Annotated in this window: 17 protein-coding genes; 5 read left to right on the top strand and 12 right to left on the bottom strand. The window is 71.1% G+C overall.

Features of this window, described 5'->3' with window-relative positions; genetic code table 11:
- Positions 1 to 21: 21 nt before the first annotated feature.
- Both galE and galT read right to left on the bottom strand, forming a co-directional pair.
- A complete protein-coding gene (gene galE / locus HTV45_RS18360) occupies positions 22 to 984 on the bottom strand; it encodes a UDP-glucose 4-epimerase GalE (RefSeq protein ID WP_215206886.1) in 963 nt (320 codons plus the stop codon).
- The gene (gene galT, locus HTV45_RS18355; RefSeq protein WP_215206885.1) at positions 981 to 2,042 is read right to left on the bottom strand and encodes a galactose-1-phosphate uridylyltransferase; all 1,062 of its coding nucleotides are present in this window, start codon (positions 2,040 to 2,042) and stop codon (positions 981 to 983) included. Before galT ends, galE begins: the two co-directional genes overlap by 4 nt.
- Before the next feature lie 179 nt (positions 2,043 to 2,221).
- Between galT and HTV45_RS18350 the strand changes: the two genes are divergently transcribed.
- Both HTV45_RS18350 and HTV45_RS18345 read left to right on the top strand, forming a co-directional pair.
- Positions 2,222 to 3,901, top strand: a complete 1,680-nt coding sequence (locus tag HTV45_RS18350) for a sodium:solute symporter family protein (protein WP_215206884.1) — start codon at positions 2,222 to 2,224, stop codon at positions 3,899 to 3,901.
- Positions 3,902 to 3,922: 21 nt separating this feature from the next.
- On the top strand, positions 3,923 to 4,246 hold the full coding sequence (locus HTV45_RS18345; RefSeq protein WP_215206883.1) for a hypothetical protein: 324 nt from the start codon (positions 3,923 to 3,925) through the stop codon (positions 4,244 to 4,246).
- A gap of 48 nt (positions 4,247 to 4,294) precedes the next feature.
- Here HTV45_RS18345 and HTV45_RS18340 read toward each other — a convergent pair whose 3' ends face one another.
- The 4 genes from HTV45_RS18340 to HTV45_RS18325 all read right to left on the bottom strand — a co-directional run bounded on the left by HTV45_RS18340 (position 4,295) and on the right by HTV45_RS18325 (position 11,040).
- Complete coding sequence (locus HTV45_RS18340) at positions 4,295 to 4,966, bottom strand: LuxR C-terminal-related transcriptional regulator (protein WP_215206882.1); 672 nt, start codon at positions 4,964 to 4,966, stop codon at positions 4,295 to 4,297.
- A 233-nt stretch (positions 4,967 to 5,199) separates the two neighbouring features.
- Positions 5,200 to 7,107 (bottom strand): PQQ-binding-like beta-propeller repeat protein, encoded by a 1,908-nt coding sequence (locus HTV45_RS18335; protein WP_215206881.1) that lies wholly within the window; start codon positions 7,105 to 7,107, stop codon positions 5,200 to 5,202.
- Between the two features lie 67 nt (positions 7,108 to 7,174).
- Positions 7,175 to 8,977, bottom strand: a complete 1,803-nt coding sequence (locus HTV45_RS18330; RefSeq protein ID WP_215206880.1) for a PQQ-binding-like beta-propeller repeat protein — start codon at positions 8,975 to 8,977, stop codon at positions 7,175 to 7,177.
- 239 nt (positions 8,978 to 9,216) lie between these two features.
- Complete coding sequence (locus HTV45_RS18325; protein WP_215206879.1) at positions 9,217 to 11,040, bottom strand: ABC-F family ATP-binding cassette domain-containing protein; 1,824 nt, start codon at positions 11,038 to 11,040, stop codon at positions 9,217 to 9,219.
- Between the two features lie 143 nt (positions 11,041 to 11,183).
- Here HTV45_RS18325 and HTV45_RS18320 point away from each other — a divergent pair, with 143 nt between their 5' ends.
- Complete coding sequence (locus HTV45_RS18320) at positions 11,184 to 11,789, top strand: Uma2 family endonuclease (RefSeq protein ID WP_215206878.1); 606 nt, start codon at positions 11,184 to 11,186, stop codon at positions 11,787 to 11,789.
- 9 nt (positions 11,790 to 11,798) lie between these two features.
- Here HTV45_RS18320 and HTV45_RS18315 read toward each other — a convergent pair whose 3' ends face one another.
- From HTV45_RS18315 to rsmI, 5 genes are all read right to left on the bottom strand, one after another.
- Positions 11,799 to 12,695: a 4-(cytidine 5'-diphospho)-2-C-methyl-D-erythritol kinase gene (locus HTV45_RS18315; protein ID WP_215206877.1), complete on the bottom strand. Its 897-nt coding sequence runs from the start codon at positions 12,693 to 12,695 to the stop codon at positions 11,799 to 11,801.
- A complete protein-coding gene (rsmA, locus tag HTV45_RS18310) occupies positions 12,692 to 13,564 on the bottom strand; it encodes a 16S rRNA (adenine(1518)-N(6)/adenine(1519)-N(6))-dimethyltransferase RsmA (RefSeq protein ID WP_215206876.1) in 873 nt (290 codons plus the stop codon). Before rsmA ends, HTV45_RS18315 begins: the two co-directional genes overlap by 4 nt.
- A gap of 88 nt (positions 13,565 to 13,652) precedes the next feature.
- Positions 13,653 to 14,924: a resuscitation-promoting factor gene (locus tag HTV45_RS18305; protein ID WP_215206875.1), complete on the bottom strand. Its 1,272-nt coding sequence runs from the start codon at positions 14,922 to 14,924 to the stop codon at positions 13,653 to 13,655.
- Positions 14,925 to 15,037: 113 nt separating this feature from the next.
- On the bottom strand, positions 15,038 to 15,919 hold the full coding sequence (locus HTV45_RS18300) for a TatD family hydrolase (RefSeq protein WP_215206874.1): 882 nt from the start codon (positions 15,917 to 15,919) through the stop codon (positions 15,038 to 15,040).
- Positions 15,920 to 16,080: 161 nt separating this feature from the next.
- Complete coding sequence (gene rsmI, locus HTV45_RS18295) at positions 16,081 to 16,977, bottom strand: 16S rRNA (cytidine(1402)-2'-O)-methyltransferase (RefSeq protein ID WP_215206873.1); 897 nt, start codon at positions 16,975 to 16,977, stop codon at positions 16,081 to 16,083.
- A gap of 85 nt (positions 16,978 to 17,062) precedes the next feature.
- Here rsmI and HTV45_RS18290 point away from each other — a divergent pair, with 85 nt between their 5' ends.
- The gene (locus HTV45_RS18290) at positions 17,063 to 18,808 is read left to right on the top strand and encodes a dolichyl-phosphate-mannose--protein mannosyltransferase (protein ID WP_215206872.1); all 1,746 of its coding nucleotides are present in this window, start codon (positions 17,063 to 17,065) and stop codon (positions 18,806 to 18,808) included.
- Between the two features lie 52 nt (positions 18,809 to 18,860).
- Here HTV45_RS18290 and HTV45_RS18285 read toward each other — a convergent pair whose 3' ends face one another.
- Positions 18,861 to 19,223: a hypothetical protein gene (locus HTV45_RS18285; RefSeq protein WP_215206871.1), complete on the bottom strand. Its 363-nt coding sequence runs from the start codon at positions 19,221 to 19,223 to the stop codon at positions 18,861 to 18,863.
- A gap of 328 nt (positions 19,224 to 19,551) precedes the next feature.
- Here HTV45_RS18285 and HTV45_RS18280 point away from each other — a divergent pair, with 328 nt between their 5' ends.
- Positions 19,552 to 21,192 carry a penicillin-binding transpeptidase domain-containing protein gene (locus tag HTV45_RS18280; protein WP_215206870.1) on the top strand — a complete coding sequence of 547 codons (1,641 nt, stop codon included), beginning with the start codon at positions 19,552 to 19,554 and terminating at the stop codon, positions 21,190 to 21,192.
- The last annotated feature ends 62 nt before the right edge of the window (positions 21,193 to 21,254 follow it).

Below are 21,254 nucleotides of genomic sequence, written 5' to 3'. Positions count from 1 at the left end.
CCCTTGACCCTTCGTTACGTTCTAGTTGGCGCGCTGCCGCGTGAACTCCCACGCGTCCGCGACGATGCCCGTGAGGTCCGCGCGCGACGGGTGCCAGCCCAGCTTCTCGCGGGCGGTGGCGGCGGACGCCACCAGGACCGCCGGGTCGCCGCCCCGGCGGGGGGCCATGACCTCGGGGACCGGGTGTCCGGTGACCCGCCGCACCGTCTCGATGACCTCGCGGACGGAGAAGCCGCTGCCGTTGCCCAGGTTGCAGATCAGGTGCTCGCCGGGCGCGGCGGACCGCAGTGCGAGCAGATGGGCCTCGGCCAGGTCGGCGACGTGGATGTAGTCGCGTACGCAGGTGCCGTCGGGCGTCGGGTAGTCGTCCCCGTAGACGGAGATCGCTTCGCGCCGGCCCTGGGCCACCTGGAGGACGAGCGGGATGAGGTGCGACTCGGGGTCGTGACGCTCGCCGTAGCGGCCGTAGGCGCCGGCCACGTTGAAGTAGCGCAGGGAGACCGCGCCCAGTCCGTGCGCCTTCGCCTCACCGGTGATCATGTGGTCGACGGCGAGCTTGGAGGCGCCGTACGGGCTGGTGGGGCTGGTGGGGGCGGACTCGGGGATCGGCACCTGCTCGGGTTCGCCGTAGGTCGCGGCCGTGGAGGAGAACACCAGCCGGCGCACGTCCGCCTCGCGCATCGCGCCGAGCAGGGCCATGGTGCCGCCGACGTTGTTGTCCCAGTACTTCTCCGGTTCGGCCACCGACTCGCCGACCTGGGAGAAGGCGGCGAAGTGCAGCACGCCGTCGAACGAGGAGTCCAGCCATTTGGCGGCATCGCGGATGTCGCCCTCGATGAACGACGCGCCCCCGGGGACGCCTTCGCGGAAGCCGGTGGTGAGGTTGTCGAGTACGACGACCTCGTGGCCGGCCTCGACCAGATGCTGGGCGACGACGCTGCCGACGTACCCCGCGCCCCCGGTGACCAGGTATTTCCCGCTCATGAACTCGCTACCTCCCGCAGTCGCTGGGCCGCGTGCTCCGGCGGCACGTCGTTGATGAACACGTTCATGCCGGACTCGGAGCCCGCGAGGAACTTCAGCTTGCCGGACGTGCGGCGGATGGTGAAAAGCTCCAGATGCAGGGCGAAGTCGTCGCGTGTGACGCCGTCGAACCCCTCCAGGGTGCCGAACGGCGCCTGGTGCCAGGCCGCGATGTACGGCGTGCGGGCTTCGCCTTCGCCGAAGATCCGGTCGAAGCGCTTCAGGAGTTCCAGGTACACCCGGGGGAACTCCCGCCGCGCCGCCTCGTCGAGGCCGAGCAGGTCGGGCACGCGGTGCCTGGGATACAGGTGGACCTCGTAGGGCCAGTGTGCCGCGTAGGGCACGAAGGCCACCCAGTGTTCACCCTCGATGACGATCCGCTCGTCCGTCCGTTCCCGCTCCAGTACGGCGTCGAAGAGGTTCCTGCCGCCCGTCGCCTCCTTGTGTGCGGCCACTTGGCGGAGCATCAGGGCAGTGCGGGGGGTGGTGAAGGGGTAGGCGTAGATCTGCCCGTGCGGGTGCTGGAGGGTGACGCCGATCTCGGCCCCCCGGTTCTCGAAACAGAACACCTGTTCAACGGAGGGCAGATGCGACAGTTCGGACGTCCGGTCGGTCCAGGCGTCGAGGACCAGGCGCGCCTGCGGCTCACTCAGCCCGGCGAAGGAGGCGTGGTGGTCGGAGGTGAAGCAGACGACCTCGCACCGGCCGGAGTCCCCGGCCAGCGAGGGGAAGCGGTTCTCGAAGACGACCACGTCGTACGACGAGTCGGGGACCTCGCTCAGCCGGCCGCCCCCGGACGGACACAGGGGGCACTCGTCGGCGGGCGGATGGTAGGTGCGCCCCTGACGGTGGGAGGCGATGGCGACACAGTCGCCCAGCAGCGGGTCGCGGCGGATCTCGGAGGTGGTGACGGTGGCGTCCAGCGGCCGGCGGTCGGCGGCGTCGCGCACGGTGTCGTCGCCGAGGTCGTAGTAGATGAGCTCACGGCCGTCGGCCAGCCGGGTCGAGGTCTTCTTCACTGCCGCACTCCTCCGCACCCGCCCACCACCACTCAACACAATCGAACATAACACATCACAACTCACCAGCACGTCGAGCTCGCCACGGTCCGACGCGGAACGCCACAGAACGTGTTCAATCACTGAACGCGGAGGCGCAGATTCCGCAGCGGATCAGTTCGCGAACGAAGCGAGTGTCTATGCAAACCCCCACATACCTGGCCGTGGAACTTCGGCTCCCCACCAACTGGCTGGACTACACGATTCTCGGGATCTACTTCGTCGTCGTGCTGGGCATCGGCCTCGCCGCCCGGCGCTCGGTGAAGACGAGCCTCGACTTCTTCCTCTCCGGCCGCTCCCTGCCCGCCTGGGTCACCGGGCTGGCGTTCATCGCGGCCAACCTGGGCGCCACCGAGATCCTCGGCATGGCGGCGAACAGCGCCCAGTACGGCGTCTACACGACCCACTGGTACTGGATCGGCGCCATCCCCGCGATGGTCTTCCTGGGCCTGGTGATGATGCCGTTCTACTACGGCAGCAAGGTCCGCTCGGTCCCCGAGTTCCTGCTGCTGCGCTTCGACAGGGCGGCCCACCTGCTCAGCGCGGTCCTCTTCGCGGCCGCCGCCATCCTGATCGCCGGCGTCAACCTCTACGCCCTCGCGATCGTCGTCGAGGCGCTCCTCGGCTGGCCGCAGTGGGTGGCGATCGTCGTCGCCGGGTTCTTCGTGCTGGCCTACATCACCCTGGGCGGTCTCTCCTCGGCGATCTACAACGAGGTGCTGCAGTTCTTCGTCATCCTGGCCGCGCTGATCCCCATCACCGTGCTCGGCCTGAAGAGCGTCGGCGGCTGGGACGGCCTGTCCGACTCCCTGACCGAGGCGCGCGGCGACAACTTCATGACCGCCTGGGGCGGCACCGGCATCGGCAGCGACAACCCGCTCGGCGCCAACTGGCTGACCATCGTCCTGGGCCTCGGTTTCGTGCTGTCCTTCGGCTACTGGACGACCAACTTCGCCGAGGTGCAGCGCGCCCTGTCCGCGAAGAACCTCTCGGCGGCCAAGCGGACCCCGCTGATCGCGGCGTTCCCGAAGATCTTCATCGTGTTCATCGTGATGATCCCGGGCCTGGTGGCCGCGGTCCTCGTCCCGCAGATCGGCACGGCGGACTCCGACCTCCAGTACAACGACGCCATCCCCTACCTGATGCAGCAACTGCTGCCCAACGGCGTCCTGGGCATCGCCGTGACCGGCCTGCTGGCCGCCTTCATGGCGGGCATGGCGGCGAACATCTCGTCCTTCAACACCGTCTTCACCGCCGACATCTGGCAGAAGTACGTGGTGAAACACCGGGAAGACGCGTACTACGTCCGCTTCGGCCGCCTGATCACCGCGATCGGCGTCCTCGCCTCCATCGGCACGGCGTTCCTGGCCTCGTCGTTCTCCAACATCATGGCCTACCTCCAGACGCTGTTCTCCTTCTTCAACGTGCCGATGTTCGTGGTCTTCATCATCGGCATGTTCTGGAAGCGCGCGTCGATGAAGTCGGGCTTCTGGGGCCTGATCGCCGGTACCACCGCCGCGATGGTCAACTACTTCGTCATCTACAAGCAGGGCGTCATCGACATCCCCACCGACCAGGGGGCCAACTTCGTCTCCGCGATCGCGGGCTTCGTCGCCGGCGCGGTGGTCATGGTGGCCGTGTCGCTGTTCACGGCGCCCAAGCCCACCGAGGACCTCCAGGGCCTGGTCTACGGCACACGCTCGCCCGGCATGGAGGAGCCGCCCGCCGAGGGCGACGACGCCTGGTACCGCAAGCCGGCGCTGCTCGGCTGGGGTGCGGTGATTCTGGCTGCCGCCTGCTACATCCCGTTCTCGTTCTGAACGCGGGAGGATTGAGGGACCATGTCCGAGCACTACTCCGAGCGTGATCTGCAGCGAGAGATCACCGAGCTGGAGACCAAGTCCACCACGGCCGCCCGGTTGTTCGACATCCGCCGGATCATCGGAGGGCTGTTCGTGGTGTACGGGGTGATCGTGACGATCGCCGGGTTCACCGCGTCCGACGCGGACATCGACAAGGCGCAGGGAGTCAACATCAACCTCTGGACGGGGTTGGGGATGCTCGCCCTCGGGCTGCTGTTCCTGCTGTGGCTGTGGCTGCGGCCGACGGCTCCGCCACCACCCCCGGTCCTGCCTGAGGAGCAGGAGGGACCCGGCGGGGAATGACCAGGGGACCGGGGGCGGCCGGACGGCCCGGCCCGCCCCCGGCCGCCGTCAGCCGAGCGGGCCGGCCCGGTCCAGGAGACCTGTCCGGGCCGCCAGCGCCGCCGCCTCCAGACGGGAGCCCACACCGAGTTTCATCAGCACCCGCTGGACATGCGTACGCGCCGTGGACGGCGCGATGCCCATCCCCGCCGCGATCAGCCGGGTGTCCTCACCGTCGGCCACCCGCACCAGCACCTCCACCTCCCGGGGCGTCAGCATCCGCAGCAGCCGCTGCCCCTCGTCGTCCGGCTGCGCCGCGGGATTCAGCAGCTCCCCGAACGCCCCCTGCAACAGCTGCGGCGCCACCGCCGCCTCCCCCGCCCGCGCCTTCATGATCGCCCGCTCGACGCCCTCGATCCGCTCGTCGTGCCGCACGTACCCCGAGGCCCCCGCCGCGAACGCCGCCGCGATCCCCCGGGGCGAGGGCACCGGGCCCAGTACGACCACCGCCACCGCCGGCCGCTCCCGCTTGATCTTCACCACCGGATCGAAGGTCCCCGGCTCCGCCGGCGCCGCCGTCCCCAGCAGGCACACCTCCGGTGCCCGGCTGATCACCAGATCCGCCGCCCCCACCGCCGGCGCCGCCGCGGCCAGCACCCGGTGCCCCCGCAGCTTCAACGCCGAGGCGAGCGCCTCGGCGAGCAGCCGGTGGTCGTCGACCACCATCAACCGCACACCCATCGATCAACCAACCCCCCACGACAAACGCACCCCCGGACCCCGGATGCCCCCGGAAGCTACACGCTTGTTCGACGTCGCGCTCCCCCTACCGGCGAGAATCGCCCCGGATCACCGAAAATCTCGTATTCGGTGGCGATGAGCCGGTGATGAGCGGTACGCGTACGGCCCCGTCCCTGAACAGGGGCGGGGCCGCAGCAGTGATCACGGTCGCTCAGGGGTCGATCAGGGGGCGATCAGCCCGTACCGAAAGCGACCACCAGATACTCCTTGTCCTGCGTGGTGAAGTCACTGGCGTACACCTTGGACATGTACAGACCACCCTGCGAGAACAAGATCTCCGCGGACGTCGGCAACATCCGCGTCTCGGCGTCGCGGACGGCCTCCGTCGCCGGGTTCTCCAGCAGCACCGTCTGCTTGAAGGTCCCGCCGTCGATGCTGACGATCTGCCCGCCCTTGTCGTAGGGCGGACGCTTGTAGGCGATCACGTTGCCGCCGTCCATCCGCAGCGGCACGAGGTCGTACCCGTCACCCGCGTCGGCCCGCTGGCCGGTCTGCTTGCCGGTCGCCAGGTCGAAGGCCACGATCTCGTTGGTCCGGACGTACGACTCCCCGTCGCCCTCGTGCTCCTCCGTGGAGATGTACAGCCGGTCGTTGCCGACCACCAGGGCGCTGCAGTCCTCCAGCTTGTAGATGGCGTCGCAGCGGGCCGCGAAGTCCTCGCCGGGCGCGGGGATGCGCGTGCGGAGCTTGCCGGTGCTGTTGTCGATGGAGAAGAAGTCCGAGATACCGCTGCCGTCTCCGGCGGAGTCGCCGACGTCCGCCGCCACGACCAGCGGCTCGGTGGAGACGACGGCGGCGTACTCGATGCCCTCGTCCATCTTGTACTCGCTGACGACGTTGCCGGTCTTCGGGTCGACGGTCTGGATGTGCAGCTGACGCTCGTCGTACGTGCCGCACTTGCGGACCGCGACCAGCTTCTCGCCGCCGCCGTACCCGGAGTCGTAGCAGGTGTCGGACGTCTTGGGCGCCCACAGCTGCTTGCCGGAGGCGATCTCCCACGCGGCGCCGCCACTGGTGCTGCCGGCGGCGACGGTGCCACCGCTGAGGGTGACGTTGTTGAAGTTGACCGGCGTGGTGCCGGACTTGGCGGTCTTGGACCACAGCTTCTTGCCGGACTCCAGGTCGATCAGCCCGACCTCGGTGCAGGACTGCGGTTTCCCCTTGGCCGGCATCGCCGGCTTGTAGACGATCGCCGTCTTGTTGTCCCCGCTGACATGGTCGGTCGCGCTGCACACCGGTCCGGGCAGGGCGAGCTTCCACTTCTCGGTGCCCTTGGCGCGGTCGTAACCGACGATCTCGGCGACGCCGCTCTTGGCGTACACCGTGTCGGTCAGCCAGGAACCGGAGGTGCTGACGGACGAGACGTCCTTGGGCACCTTGGGCGCGGGCACCTGGAACAGCAGCTTGGAGCCGGTGTCCGCGGGGGCCTTCTCCTTGCCCCCGCCGGAGGACGAGCCCTCGCCCCCGCCCTGGCCCTGGTCCCCGCCGTTGCCGTTCTCCTTGCCCTCGCCGCCCTTCGTGGCGGTGTTCTTGTCGTCGTCCGTGCCGGACGAGGACGCGTAGTAGATCCCGCCGCCGACGATCAGCGCGATGGCGGTGACCGCGGAGATGATGATGGCCATCTGGGCGTTGAACTTCCGCCCGCCACCCGGCTGCGGCTGCGGCTGCAGGGGCATGGTCGGCGGCTGCGGGAACCCGTAGCCCGGCTGCCCGTAAGGCCCGGTCGGCTGCTGGCCCGGCTGTCCGTAGCCGGGGGCCGGCGGCTGCCCCGGGTAGCCGTACCCGGCAGCCGGCGGCGGCTGCTGCGGGTAGCCGTAGCCGGGGGCCGGCGGCGGCTGCTGCGGGTAGCCGTAGCCGGGCCCCTGCGGGGCGGCCGGAGGCGCGGACGGCGGAGGGGTCTGAGGGACTTGCGGGGCCTGCGGGGCCTGCGGGGCCTGCGGGTAGCCGTAGCCGGGCTCGGGTGCCTTGTTCAGGTCGGGCCCACCCGGAGCGGCGGGCGGCTGCTGCGAGGGCTGGGCCGGCTGCTGCGGGGGCTGGTTGGGCTGCTGCGGGGGCTGGTTGGGGGGAGGCGGCTGGCTCATGACGTGAGTACCTCGGGGAAGGGGACGACGGGCGGCGGGAAAGTGACGGGAGCGGTGCTCACATGCCTCACTTGCCGTAGGCGAGCATCAACTTCTCCTTCGCATCGTCATTTCCGGTCAGCCGGGTGGTCGAGAGGTAGAAACGACCGTCGACCCAGTCGATGTCCTTGCTGAAGAAGCCGTTCTCGATGTCCGCGACACCCTGCGGGTTCTGCATCAGCCCGACCGGCTTGTGGGCGGCGCCCGTGACGGGCAGGGCGACGACCCGGCCGCCCGCGTTGTACGAGGGCTCGACGTAGGCGATGAGCTTGCCGCCCTCCACCTTCATCGGCACCATCGACTCCTCCGCCGGGGAGGACTCCCGCCACCGCTCCTTGCCGTTGGCGAGGCTGATCGCGACGATCTCGTTGGCGCCGGTGGTGGCCTGGGTGGGCAGGTAGAGGGTGTCGCCGTCGACGACGACGCCCTGGCAGCCCTGGAGGTCCCGCGCGAGGATCGCCCAGCCGCAGCCGGGGTCGAAGTCCTCGTCCACCGCGACCTGCGAGCGCAGCTTGCCGGCGGTGGTGAAGGCGGCGATGTTCCACGCCTTCTTGTCGCCGTCCTCCTCCTTGGTGGCGTAGATGACGACCGGGTCGACGGAGAACGCCCGCTCGATCCGCCAGCCCTTGTCGTAGGCGTAGGTCCACTTGACCTTGCCGGTCCTGGGGTCGAGCTCGCGGACCTCGTCGTGCGCGTTGTCGCCGCCGGCGCCGCAGGAGGCGACCTGGATCAGCCGCTCGCCGCCCGCGAAGCCCGCGGGGAAGCAGGGGGCGTCGCCGTACTTCTTGGCGTCGAACAGCTTCTTGCCGGTGCGCACGTCGTACGCCGTGCCGGACTGCGAGCGGCCCACCATCAGCGTGTTGCCGGCGAGGGACATCTCGATGGAGAGCGCGGAGTCGAACAGGGCGCCGTCGGCGACCTCCTCCTGCCAGCCCTTCTCACCGGTGTTGAGGTCGATGAGCTGGAGCTGGTTGCACTTGGCGCGGTCGCTCTTTCCGCTCTTGTAGGCGACGACCACCTTGTCGTCGGCCGTCTTCCCGGAGGTGACCGCGCAGATCTCCTGCGGGAAGGCGATGGTCTCCCAGGTGGGCTTGCCGTCACCGACGTTGTAGGCGGAGATCTCCTTGTAGGCGGCCTTCACCGCCGTTTTGTCGGTGATCCACATGCCGGGGGCGTCGGCGCCGGAGCCGGGGGCGTCGGGTGCCTCCTTGTACCAGAGCACCTGCGACTCACCGTCCTGGCGGCCCTCGTTGAGGTCCTCCGGGTCGTCGCCGCCGTCACCGCTGCCGTCGCCCGGGTTGACCGGGGCACCGCCGGAGGTCTCCGGCTTGGGGTCGTCGGTCTGCTGGGCGACGGGCTTCTTGTCCTTCTTGCCGTCGTCGCCCGAGACGGCGTACACGGTGCCGCCGATCACGAGCAGCGCGGCCACCGCGGCGCCGACGACGAGGGCGGGCTTGCCCTTGAAGGGGTTGCGGGACCCGGACCCGCCGGGCGGGGTGCCGGGGGCCCCGGGGAACTGCGGCTGCGGGTAGCCGTACCCGGGCTGCCCGTACGGGCCCGGCTGCTGGGGCTGTCCGTAGGGACCGGAGGCGTAGGGCCCCGGCTGCTGGGCGGGCTGCTGCGGGTGGCCGTACCCGGGCTGCGGGGCGCCGGCCGGGGGCCCCTGCGGAGGCTGCGGCGTCTGGGGCTGCCCCGGCGGCGGCGTCTGCGGAGCCCCGAATCCGCCACCGGGCGGCGGGTCCTGCGGCGGTCCGAAACCTCCACCGGGCGGCGGGTCCTGCGGCGGTCCGAAACCTCCGCCGGGCGGCGGCTGGTTGGGCGGCTGAGACATCAGCGCGTTCCCCCTCTACTCACTGATTTTTAGCCACGCCCGAGGTGTGCGGTGAACCGGTAGCCGGCTTCAGACGTTGCTCAGACGGCTCTTTCTATCACCCGGCACCGACACGCCACCCGGCCGCGTCCGCCCCTGTTCCCAAGGGCGAACCGGCCCGTGATGCCTCTGTTACGCGCCTTCACGCCCTCTTCACGCCACCCGCGCCCCCGGCCCGCACCCGGGCCAGGCCGTCCGGCTCAGGCGTCTTCCGCCAATTCCAGCCAGCTCAGCTCCAGTTCCTCCCGCTGACCGGTGAGCTCCCGCAGTTCGGCGTCCAGTTCCGCCACCTTCGTGAAGTCGGTGGCGTTCTGGGCGATGGCGGCGTGCAGTCCGGTCTCCTTCTCGGAGATCTTCTCCAGCCGGCGCTCGATCTTCTGCAGCTCCTTCTTGGCCGCGCGCTGGCCGGCGGCGCTCTTCTCCGGCGCGGAACCCGGTGCCGCCGGGGCCGGCACGGTGGCCGCGGCGGTGCTGGCGGCAGCCGTCTCCTGCATGCGCCTGCGCCGCTCCAGGTACTCGTCGATGCCGCGCGGGAGCATCCGCAGGGCACCGTCGCCGAGGAGGGCGAACACGCGGTCGGTGGTGCGCTCGACGAAGAACCGGTCGTGGGAGATGACGATCATGGAGCCGGGCCAGCCGTCGAGGACGTCCTCGAGCTGGGTGAGCGTCTCGATGTCGAGGTCGTTGGTGGGCTCGTCGAGGAAGAGGACGTTGGGCTCGTCCATCAGCAGCCGCAGCAGTTGCAGCCGCCGCCGCTCACCACCCGACAGGTCTCCCACCGGCGTCCACTGCTTCTCCTTGCCGAAGCCGAAGGTCTCGCACAGCTGGCCGGCGGTCATCTCGCGCCCCTTGCCGAGGTCGACGCGCTCACGGACCGCCTGCACGGCCTGGAGCACCCGCCAGGTGGGGTCGAGTTCGGCGACCTCCTGGGACAGGTAGGCGAGCTTGACGGTCTTGCCCACCCGGACGCCGCCGCCCGCGGGCTGCACCTCGCCCCCGCTCCGCGCCGCCTCGGCCATGGCCCGCAGCAGGGACGTCTTCCCCGCGCCGTTGACCCCCACCAGGCCGATGCGGTCACCCGGTCCGAGCTGCCAGGTGACGTGCTCGAGCAGCACCTTCGGTCCGGCCTGCACGGTGACGTCCTCGAGGTCGAACACCGTCCTGCCCAGCCGGGACGAGGCGAACTTCATCAGCTCGCCGCTGTCGCGCGGCGCCGGTACGTCCTTGATCAGCTCGTTGGCGGCCTCCACCCGGAAGCGCGGCTTGGACGTCCGCGCGGGAGCGCCGCGCCGCAGCCAGGCCAGCTCCTTGCGGACCAGGTTCTGCCGCTTGACCTCCTCGGTCGCCGCGATGCGCTCACGCTCCGCGCGGGCGAAGACGTAGTCGGAGTAGCCGCCCTCGTACTCGTACACGTCACCGCGCTGCACGTCCCACATGCGGGTGCAGACCTGGTCGAGGAACCACCGGTCGTGGGTGACGCAGACGAGCGCGGACCGGCGGACCCGCAGGTGCTGGGCGAGCCAGGCGATGCCCTCGACGTCGAGATGGTTCGTCGGCTCGTCGAGGACGATCAGGTCCTGCTCCTCGATGAGCAGCTTGGCGAGCGCGATCCGCCGCCGCTCGCCACCGGACAGCGGCCCGATGACGGTGTCCAGGCCCTTGGGGAACCCGGCCAGCTCCAGTCCGCCGAACAGTCCGGTCAGTACGTCCCTGACCTTGGCGTTCCCCGCCCACTCGTGGTCGGCCATGTCGCCGATGACCTCGTGCCGGACGGTCGCCGCGGGGTCGAGGGAGTCGTGCTGGGTGAGCACCCCGATCCGCAGCCCGCCGGAGTGCGTCACCCGTCCGGTGTCGGCGTCCTCCAGCTTGGCGAGCATCCGGATGAGGGTGGTCTTGCCGTCACCGTTGCGTCCGACGACCCCGATCCGGTCCCCTTCGGACACACCGAGCGAGACGCCGTCGAGGAGGGCACGGGTGCCGTACACCTTGCTGACGTTCTCGACATTGACCAGGTTGACGGCCATTTTTCTCCTGCCAGGTGGGTCGATCAGCTCTCCAGCGTAGGGCCTGGCGGGGGCGGTCGACGCGCGAGGCGACAGTCACTCTTTGTGATGACGTGATCGGGAAGGGGCGGCTACCGTAGAGGGCAGGCAGCAGGATCCCGTCCATGGGAGGAACCACGACCGCCGAGTCCGTAGAGCACCGCGTCCGGTGGCCGGTGCCGCCGCTGGACGGCTACACCGTGGATGACCTGTTCACGCTGCCTGATCTCCCGCCGCACACCGAGTTGATCGACGGGAGTCTGGTTTTCGTGAGTCCGCGGCGCCGTCTCCACGGCAACGTGATCGACTTGCTCGTCAACGGCCTGCGCGGCAGTCTGCCCGGCGAATTCAGAGTCAGCCGGGAGATGACCGTCGTCCTCGACAAGCACAACGGACCCGAGCCTGATGTGAGCGTGCTCCAAGCGGATTCGATCACCGGGCCGGGACAGACGAGCTATCAGGCCGAGGACGTCCGCCTCGCCATCGAGGTCGTCTCCTCCGACTCGGAGTCCCGCGACCGCACGACCAAGCCGCAGAAATACGCCAAGGCCGGGATTCCGAACTTCTGGCGCGTCGAGGAGAACGGATCCACCGGCAGGCCCGTCGTCCACGTCTATGAACTCGATCCCATGACCCAGTCCTATGTACACATGGGCATGCACCGTGACCGGATCGAGGTCGAAAAGCCCTACGCCATCGACATCGATCTGACGGCCGTCGACGAGCTCTGAACCAAGCCCTCACACCACCGTCGCACCCGGCACCGGGCCTGCCGCCGTACGCACCGTGCGACAGGTTCCGGAGGCCCGCAGGGCACCCGCGATCTCCCGCGCCCCCTCCGCGTCCCGCGCCAGAAACGCGGTCGTGGGACCCGACCCCGACACCAGCGCGGCCGGTGCCCCCGCCGCACGTCCCGCCGCCAGCGTGTCCGCCAGCTCCGGGAACAGGGACAGCGCCGCCGGCTGAAGGTCGTTGGAGACGGTCGCGGCGAGTGCGTCGGCGTCGCCCTTGGCGAGGGCGTCGAGCAGTGGCCGCGAGGCCACCGGCGCGGGAATCTCCCGCCCCTCCCCCAGCCGGTCGAACTCCCGGAACACCGCCGGGGTCGACAGCCCCCGCCCGGCCATCGCGAACACCCAGTGGAAGGTGCCCCCGACCTCCAGCTCCGTCAGCCTCTCTCCCCGCCCGGTACCGAGCGCCGCCCCTCCCACCAGGCTGAACGGCACATCGCTGCCCAGCTCGGCGCAGATGTCGAGGAGTTCCGCACGCGAGGCACCCGTCCCCCACAGCGCGTCGCACGCGAGCAGCGCGCCCGCGCCGTCCGCACTGCCCCCCGCCATGCCGCCGGCGACGGGGATGTCCTTGGCGATGTGGAGGTGGACGTCCGCCTCCCGGCCGTACCGCTCGGCGAGCGCCAGGGCGGCACGGGCGGCCAGGTTCGTGGCGTCCAGCGGTACCTCACCGGCGTCCGGGCCCGCGCAGGTGATCCGGAGCCCTCCCGGCGAGGGGGTGACGGTGACCTCGTCGTACAGGCCGACCGCGAGGAAGACGTTGGCGAGGTCGTGATAGCCGTCGGGGCGGGCGGCGCCGACCGCGAGCTGGACGTTGACCTTGGCGGGGACGCGGACGGTGACGCTCACTGCGGGCCCGGCTCCTTGTGCTCGGCGATGCGGGCGAACTCCTCGACGGTCAGGGACTCACCGCGGGCCTGCGGCGAGACACCCGCCGCGACCAGCGCGGCCTCCGCCGCGGCGGCCGAACCGGCCCACCCGGCGAGCGCGGCCCGCAGGGTCTTGCGGCGCTGGGCGAAGGCCGCGTCGACGACGGCGAAGACCTCGCGCCGGGAGGCACCGGTCTTCAGCGGTTCGGCCCGGCGGACCAGGGAGACCAGCCCGCTGTCGACGTTCGGCGCGGGCCAGAAGACGTTCCGGCCGATGGCGCCGGCCCGCTTGACCTCCGCGTACCAGTTGGCCTTGACCGAGGGCACGCCGTACACCTTCGAGCCGGGCGGGGCGGCGAGCCGGTCGGCGACCTCCGCCTGGACCATGACGAGGGTGCGTTCGATGCCCGGGAAGTGCTCGAGCATGTGCAGCAGCACCGGGACGGCCACGTTGTAGGGGAGGTTGGCGACCAGCGCGGTCGGGGCGGGTCCTGGCAGCTCGGTGACGTGCATCGCGTCGGAGTGGACCAGCGCGAACCGCTCGGCGCGGCCGGGCATACGGGCGGCGACGGTCGCGGGCAGCGCGGCGGCGAGGACGTCGTCGATCTCGACGGCGGTGACCCGGTCGGCGGCCTCCAGCAGCGCCAGCGTCAGCGACCCGAGCCCCGGGCCGACCTCGACGACCACATCGTCGGGGCGGACCCCGGCGGTACGGACGATACGGCGCACCGTGTTGGCGTCGATGACGAAGTTCTGGCCGCGCTGCTTGGTGGGCCGTACGCCGAGGGCGGCCGCCAGTTCACGGATGTCGGCGGGGCCCAGGAGGGCGTCAGGGGTGGGGCTGGTCACGGGACAAGGGTACGGGGCGGCCGGGCAGGCCCCGTCCACCCCGGGGCGTCCCGTACCGCCGCCCGCACCGGAACACCCCCGCTCCCGGTCATCCCCGCAGCCGCTCCCCGCAGTGCGGCCACGCGCCCGTGCCGTGCCGGATGTACAGCTTCTTCGCCCGGTACGTCTGTTCCGCCGCCGGTGCGTCCTGGGGCCGTCCGCTGCCGCCGAGGCCCTGCCAGGTCGGGGTGTCGAACTGGTACAGCCCGCCGTACGTCCCCGAGGGGTCCACCGCGTCGGGCCGTCCCCCGGACTCGCACGCGGCCAGCGCGTTCCAGTCCAGTCCGTCCGCTCCCCGTACCGACACCGGCGGTGTCCGGGTACCGACCCGCACCCGCTGCGCGGCCGGTTCACGGACCAGCTCGGAGCGGAGCAGCCTCGCTCTCTGCCGGACCCCGTTGACGGTGCGCCGCGCGTAGGTGAGGCGGCGCAGCCCCGGCCGCCCCGGCCGGTCGACGACCTCGGTGCCCCGGGCCAGCGCGGGGTCCTCGACCCGCACCTCGGAGTAGGGGATCGCCTCGTCGCGGACCTCGCGGCCGTCGGTGATCCGCAGCACCGTGACGGTCTGGCCGTCGCGCGGGAAGCTGCCGGGGGCGACGGAGGTGGTGTCGCGGCCGCGCAGGGTGACCCCGGCCTGGCGCACCGTCTCGTGGACCGTCGCGGCGTTGGTGCGGACGGTGCGCTCCCGCCCGTCCGCCATGACCGTCACGGAGCGTTCGGTACGGACGTCCAGTGCGAGACCTTCCCGCCCGACGCGCCGGTCGCGCGAGGCCGACAGATGCGCGCCCTCCAGGCGCACCCCGAGCTCTTCGAGCGCCCCCTCCACCGTGTGCGCCGTCGTCCACACCACGCTGCGCCGGCCGTCGAGAGTCAGCAGCAGGGGGCGTCCGCGGCGCACCTCGATCTCGTCGCCGTGGGCGAGCGCGGTGCCGGGGGCGGGCGTGATCACATCATGCGCCCCGGTCCGTACGCCCTCCTCGGCGAGCAGTCCGGTGACATCGTCGGCGAAGGTGTGCAGGGTGCGGGTCCGGCCGTCGACGCTCAGCTCGACCGCCTTGTCCTCGGCGACGAAGGCGCTGGTGCCACCGGCGAGGAACGCCACGACCAGCGCCCGCGGCAGCATCCTGCGTACGCCGTCCGCCCGCTCGGCGTACCGGCCGCGGCGCCGGTGCGCGGACCGCCGGGCCGGTGCGGGGCGGGGTGACTGGCGGGGGAGTCCGGGCACGGTCTCCACCTCGTGCAGATCACCGCAGACCTCATGCGTCCGGCACGTCTTCTCGTACGTCTTCTCGTACGTCTCGAACCGCAGGGTGCTGCTCACGCCGACTCGCTCCAGGCTGGCCACGGGTTCCCGATCGGGCTCCCAGAACCTAGCCGAGCGCCGGTCGCTCTCGCAGGCGACACGACTACGGAACGTGTCCGGAACCGCTTCCCTCAGTAGCCGAAGGCGCGTGCCGTGTTCGACCCGAGGGCCGTGGCCAGGGTGTCCTCGTCGACGCCCCGGACGGCCGCCATGGCACGCACCGTGACCGGCACCAGGTAGGGGGCGTTCGGCCGCCCCCGGTAGGGCGCCGGGGTGAGGAACGGAGCGTCGGTCTCCACCAGCACCAGCTCCAGCGGGGCCACCGAGAGGGCCTCCCGCAGGTTCCGCGCGTTCTTGAAGGTGACGTTGCCCGCGAACGACATGAAGTAGCCGGCGCCCGCGCAGATCTCCGCCATCTCGGCGTCCCCGGAGTAGCAGTGGAAGACGGTGCGCTCGGGGGCGCCCTCCTCCTTCAGTACGCGCAGGACGTCGGCGTGGGCGTCACGGTCGTGGATCACCAGCGTCCTGCCGTGCCGCTTGGCGATCTCTATATGGGCGCGGAAGGACCGCTCCTGCGCCTCCTTGCCCTCGGGTCCGGTGCGGAAGTAGTCAAGACCGGTCTCCCCCACGCCCCTGACCTGCGGCAGCGCGGCCAGCCGGTCGATCTCGGCGAGCGCGTCGTCCAGCGCCGCGTCACCGCCGGGCTCCCGGGCACCCTGCCGCGACCAGCCGTCGGGGTCACCGTGGACGATCCGCGGGGCCTCGTTGGGGTGCAGCGCGACCGTCGCGTGGACGCCGTCGTGGGCCGCCGCCGTCTCCGCCGCCCACCGGGACCCCGCGAGATCGCAGCCGACCTGCACCACCGTCGTGACCCCCACCGACGCCGCCTTGGCGAGGGCATCCGCGACCGTGCCGGACTGCATGTCGAGGTGGGTGTGGGAGTCCGCGACCGGTACCCGCAGGGGTTCGGGGAGCGGCGGGGCGGCGTTCTTGTCGGAGGCGTTCGCAGGCATGCCCCCGATCCTACGGAAGCCGCGCGGACCCGCCGGGCGCCGGAGACGAGCGCGGGAGGAGAAACCGGCTGGCGGCAGCAATCCGGCACACCCCCATCGGCGCGGGGAGCGCGCGACAGGCCCTCCCCTCCCAACGGGCAGCCCGCGACGCACCGCATCCCCTAACGGCGCTCCCCGGAACCGGAACCGGAACCAGAACCAGGTCCAGGTCCTCCACCGGCGTTCTTGGCCGCGACCACCGCGTCGAACACCTGCCGCTTCGGCACCCCCACCTGCACCGCCACCGCGGCGATGGCGTCCTTGCGCCGCTCCCCCGCCTCCTCGCGCACCCCCACCCTGCGCACCAGCTCGGCCGCGTCGACCTCGTCGGCACCCCTCTCCGGCGCGCCCTCGACCACCACGGTGATCTCCCCGCGCACGCCCTCGGCCGCCCACCGCGCGAGGTCCGCCAGCGGGCCGCGCCGGACCTCCTCGTACGTCTTGGTCAGCTCCCGGCAGACGGCTGCCCGGCGCCCGGCGCCGAAGACCTCGGCCATCGCGGCGAGGGTGTCGTCGAGGCGGTGCGGGGCCTCGAAGTAGACGAGGGTGCGCCGCTCGTCCGCGACCTCGCGCAGCCGCCCCAGCCTTTCCCCGGCCTTGCGGGGCAGGAAGCCCTCGAAGCAGAAGCGGTCGACGGGCAGCCCGGACAGGGCCAGCGCGGTGAGCACGGCGGACGGGCCCGGCACGGCGGTGACCTTGATGTCCCGCTCGACGGCGGCGGCGACCAGCCGGTATCCGGGGTCGGACACGGACGGCATCCCGGCGTCCGTCACGAGCAGCACGCGCGCGCCACCCGCCAGTTCCCCGACCAGTTCGGGCGTACGGGCGGACTCGTTCCCCTCGAAGTACGACACGACCCGGCCCCTGGTGGTGACACCGAGCGCCTGGGTCAGCCGGCGCAGCCGCCTGGTGTCCTCGGCGGCGATCACGTCGGCGCCGGTCAGTTCCTCGGCGAGCCGGGGCGGCGCGTCGGTGATGTCGCCGATGGGGGTGCCTGCGAGTACGAGGGTTCCGGTCACGGTCCCATCCTCCCAGTTGTGGAGGGAGGCGAGGCATACCGCCCATGCGCGGGACTCACACAGCGACGTTCCCTACGATGGCGCGGTGACCAGTACCGCGTCCTCCACGGACACCCGGCAGGAGCAGTCTCCGCTCGACGAGCGGCAGACGTGGCAGCAGCGGCTGCGCCGTTTCGGCTACCGGGCGCCCGGCCCCAGAGCCGATGTCCGCGACCGTCTGGTCCCCCCGTACACCGAGCCGTCCGGCCGGCTGTGGGCGACGCTCGGGGTGGCGCCGCCACTCGCGCGGCGCATCACGCGCTGGTCGGCGTGGGGCGGTCCGCTGCTGGTCACGCTGCTGGCGGGGGTGCTGCGGTTCTGGAACCTGGGCAGCCCGAAGGCGGTGATATTCGACGAGACGTACTACGCCAAGGACGCCTGGGCGCTGGTCCACCGCGGGTTCGAGGTCAACTGGGAGAAGAACGCCAACAGCCTGATCCTGAACTCGGGCGGGGACGTGCCGATCCCCACCGACGCGGCGTATGTGGTGCATCCACCGGTCGGTAAGTACATGATCGGTCTGGGCGAGCTGATGTTCGGCTTCGACCCGTTCGGCTGGCGCTTCATGACCGCCCTGCTGGGCACGCTGTCGGTGCTGATGCTGTGCCGGATCGGCCGCAGGCTCTTCCGTTCCACGTTCCTCGGCTGTCTCGCGGGCGCGCTGATGGCGGTGGACGGGCTGCACTTCGTGATGAGCCGGACGGCGCTGCTCGACGGTGTGCTGATGTTCTTCGTGCTGGCGGCGTTCGGCGCTCTGGTGGTCGACCGGGACCGGGCGCGGGCGAAGCTGGCCGCCGCGCTGCCGGTGGACGCCGGCGGACGGGCCCGGCCCGACGCCGAGGCCGCCGAGAAGACCCGGATCGGCTTCCGGCCCTGGCGGCTCACGGCCGGCCTGATGCTGGGCCTGGCGATCGGCACCAAGTGGAACGCCCTCTACATCATGGCGGCGTTCTGTGTATTGGCGGTGCTCTGGGACGTCGGCGCGCGCCGGGTCGCGGGCGCCCGGCGGCCCCGGACGGCGGTGCTGAAGCGCGATCTGGGCTGGGCGTTCCTGTCCACGGTGCCGGTGGCGGTGGTCACCTACTTCGCGTCCTGGACCGGCTGGATCCTCTCCCCGTCCGACGGCACCGGCGGCTACTACCGCGACTGGGCGGTGCGGGACGGCCGCGACAGCGACTGGTCCTGGCTGTTCCCCGACTGGTGGCGCAGTCTGTGGCACTACGAGACCCAGGTCTACGAGTTCCACGTCGGCCTGTCCTCACCGCACACCTACGAGTCCAACCCGTGGAGCTGGATCGTCGCCGGCCGTCCGGTGTCGTACTTCTACGAGTCCCCGGCCCCCGGCGCGGACGGCTGCCCCGTCGACGCGGGGGAGAAGTGCGCCCAGGAGGTCCTGGCGATCGGCACGCCCATGCTGTGGTGGGTGGGCTGCTTCGCCCTGCTCTACGTGCTGTGGCGCTGGTTCTTCCGCCGCGACTGGCGTGCGGGCGCCATCGCCTGCGGCATCGTGGCCGGCTACCTCCCGTGGTTCTTCTACCAGGAACGCACGATCTTCTTCTTCTACGCCATCGTCTTCGTGCCCTTCCTCTGCCTGGCCGTGGCGATGCTCCTGGGCGCACTCACCGGCCCACCCCGCTCCGGCGACACCCGCCGGGTCGCGGGCGCGACGGCGGCGGGCGTCCTCACCCTGCTGATCGCCTGGAACTTCATCTACTTCTGGCCCCTCCACACCGGCATCCCGATCCCGATCGACGACTGGCGGTCGCGGATGTGGCTGGACACGTGGGTCTAGCCGGGCGGTTACGTCTTGGGGACGGCTCCGGCTCAGCGGATGCGCGATGGGCTCAGCCGGCGGCCAGAGCGCGCCACCTGTCCACATGTCTGAAAGGTGTCACCACGACGGCCTGGAAGGGTGCCGGGGCGCGGAAGACGATCACCAGCTCGCCCGGCTCGTCACCGGCACGCACTTCGGCGATCCGGGACCGAGTGGTGTGCCGGCCGCCGTCCGCGGCCGTGATCTCCGAGTTCGCCTTGAAGTGCACGTGGTCGTCGTGGACCTCAAGCACACCCGCAACGCCCTGGCCGGCTCCGAACGCCTCGTAGGCGGTGGCATCGGCGACCAGAACCTGCCCGGAGTTCACCGCATCGACCATGCGCTCGATCCGGGCGCCCGCTCTGCGCCTGATCCACCAATCGCGAACTCCCACACGGCTCCCCGTTCTCCGCTCACTGGACTGCCTCAGCAGTGTGCATCACCAGGTCGACCGGGCAGTATGCGGGATCCATGTACTCCCGCACCCCGTCCGGTCCCTTGAGCCAGTACCCCGGTCACTGCGGTCCGGGGTTCACGCTCCGGACGTACACGTGGGCGCGGTCGCGGGCGGTCGTCCGGATCCCGTGGGGCCGGGTCTCCATTGGGACACCAATCGGAAACAGGCGTCCCGGGGGGAACGCTCACCGCATAGAGTGCTCACGCGCCGGGCTTTCTGAACACGTTCAGAAAACGTGGGGTCCGGCCGGGGAGGGGTTCGCCCGATGGGCAAGGGGGTCAAGGCCGCTGCCATAGGCGGCGTGTTCGCGGTGATGGTGGGAGGGGCCGGGTACGGGGCCTACAACATCGTGTCGGCCGTGAGCGGGGACGGGGGCGGCGGGGCCTCGGAGACCAAGAAGTCGGGGCCTCCTGACCAGGACGAGGTCACGGAGGCGAGCGAGGCGTTCTTCGGGGCCTGGGAGAAGGGGCAGGCCGCGCAGGCGGCGTCGCACACGAACAACGCGCAGGAGGCCGGAGCGCTGCTGGCGGAGTACGGCGAGGAGGCGCGGATCGGCAAGGTCGAGATCGCTCCCGGCCGGGCCACCGGCACCACCGTCCCGTTCACCGTGCGGGCCACCGTCGCCTACGACGGGAAGTCGAAGCCACTGCGCTACACGAGCAGACTCACGGTCGTCCGGGGGAAGACCACCGGGCGGGCGCTGGTCGACTGGCGGCCGTCCGTCGTGCATCCGGAGCTGCGGGAGGGCGACACCCTCGTCACCGGCGAGTCCGCGCAGCCGCCCATCGAGGCCGTGGACCGCGACGGCAAGGTGCTGACGAAGGAGAAGTACCCCTCCCTCGGCCCGATCCTGGACACTTTGCGCCAGAAGTACGGCGCGCAGGCGGGCGGCACCCCCGGTGTCGAACTGGTGGTCAGGCACGCCGCGTCCGCCTCCGGCGAGGCCGGCGCGGACACCGCGCTGCTGACCCTGGCCGAGGGGGAGGCGGGCAAGCTGCGCACCACCCTCAGCGCCGGGGCGCAGGCGGCAGCCGAGAAGGCGGTGCAGAAGTTCGCCGAGTCGTCGGTGGTGGCCGTGAAGCCGAGCACCGGTGAGGTGCTGGCGGTGGCGAACCAGCGTGCGGACGGGTTCAACGCGGCCTTCCAGGGCCAGGTCGCCCCCGGTTCCACCATGAAGATCATCACCGCGGCCATGCTCATCGACAACGGCGTGACCTCGATGAACGGTCCGGCGCCCTGCACGCCCAGCGCGGTGTGGCAGAGCCAGACCTTCAAGAACCTCACCGGCATGGAGCCGAACGAGGGCGCCACCCTCGCCAACAGCTTCCTGCGCTCCTGCAACACGGCCTTCATCAAGCTCATCGACGAGAAGCCGCTCAGCGAGGCCTCGCTCACCCAGGAGGCGCAGGAGCGGTTCGGGCTCGGCCGGGACGACTGGAAGACCGGTATCGCCTCCTTCGACGGCAGCGTGCCCGCCGTGGGCGGCCCGGACCAGGCGGCGAACGCCATCGGCCAGGGCCAGGTGCAGATGAACCCGCTGAACATGGCCTCGGTGACGGCCACCGCCATCACCGGCACCTTCCGCCAGCCGTATCTCGTCTCCCCCGACCTCGACGGCCGGAAGCTGGCGCAGGCCAAGGGCCTGCCGGCGGATACCGCCGCCCAGCTGAAGGAGATGATGCGGCTCACCGCCACGCAGGGCACGGGACAGAAGGCCATGGCCCGCCTCGACGGGGACATCGGGGCGAAGACCGGGTCGGCGGAGGTCGACGGCAACGCCACCTCGGACAGCTGGTTCACCGCCTTCCGCAATGACATCGCGGCGGCAGCCATGGTCCAGAAGGGCGGGCACGGCGGCGACTCGGCCGGCCCGATTGTCGCAGCCGTGCTACGAGCAGGCGGCTGATCGCGTCACAGAGTCGACGGGACTCTAGGGTGGTGGCCGTCGTCGGCGTAGAGGCAAGCGCC

The sequence above is a fragment of the Streptomyces sp. CHD11 genome, assembly GCF_018638295.1.
Lineage (GTDB): Bacteria > Actinomycetota > Actinomycetes > Streptomycetales > Streptomycetaceae > Streptomyces.
Note: the sequence above shows the minus strand (reverse complement) of the source record. Positions and strands in the feature narration are given on the sequence as shown.

Excerpts from the sequence above, each read along its gene's own strand:
- HTV45_RS18280 (WP_215206870.1), top strand. The coding sequence starts at position 19,552 with ATGGGCAAGGGGGTCAAGGCCGCTGCCATAGGCGGCGTGTTCGCGGTG.
- HTV45_RS18345 (WP_215206883.1), top strand. The coding sequence starts at position 3,923 with ATGTCCGAGCACTACTCCGAGCGTGATCTGCAGCGAGAGATCACCGAG.
- HTV45_RS18350 (WP_215206884.1), top strand. The coding sequence starts at position 2,222 with ATGCAAACCCCCACATACCTGGCCGTGGAACTTCGGCTCCCCACCAAC.
- HTV45_RS18320 (WP_215206878.1), top strand. The coding sequence starts at position 11,184 with ATGGGAGGAACCACGACCGCCGAGTCCGTAGAGCACCGCGTCCGGTGG.
- galE (WP_215206886.1), bottom strand. The coding sequence starts at position 984 with ATGAGCGGGAAATACCTGGTCACCGGGGGCGCGGGGTACGTCGGCAGC.
- HTV45_RS18300 (WP_215206874.1), bottom strand. The coding sequence starts at position 15,919 with ATGCCTGCGAACGCCTCCGACAAGAACGCCGCCCCGCCGCTCCCCGAA.
- HTV45_RS18335 (WP_215206881.1), bottom strand. The coding sequence starts at position 7,107 with ATGAGCCAGCCGCCTCCCCCCAACCAGCCCCCGCAGCAGCCCAACCAG.
- HTV45_RS18330 (WP_215206880.1), bottom strand. The coding sequence starts at position 8,977 with ATGTCTCAGCCGCCCAACCAGCCGCCGCCCGGCGGAGGTTTCGGACCG.
- HTV45_RS18325 (WP_215206879.1), bottom strand. The coding sequence starts at position 11,040 with ATGGCCGTCAACCTGGTCAATGTCGAGAACGTCAGCAAGGTGTACGGC.
- HTV45_RS18340 (WP_215206882.1), bottom strand. The coding sequence starts at position 4,966 with ATGGGTGTGCGGTTGATGGTGGTCGACGACCACCGGCTGCTCGCCGAG.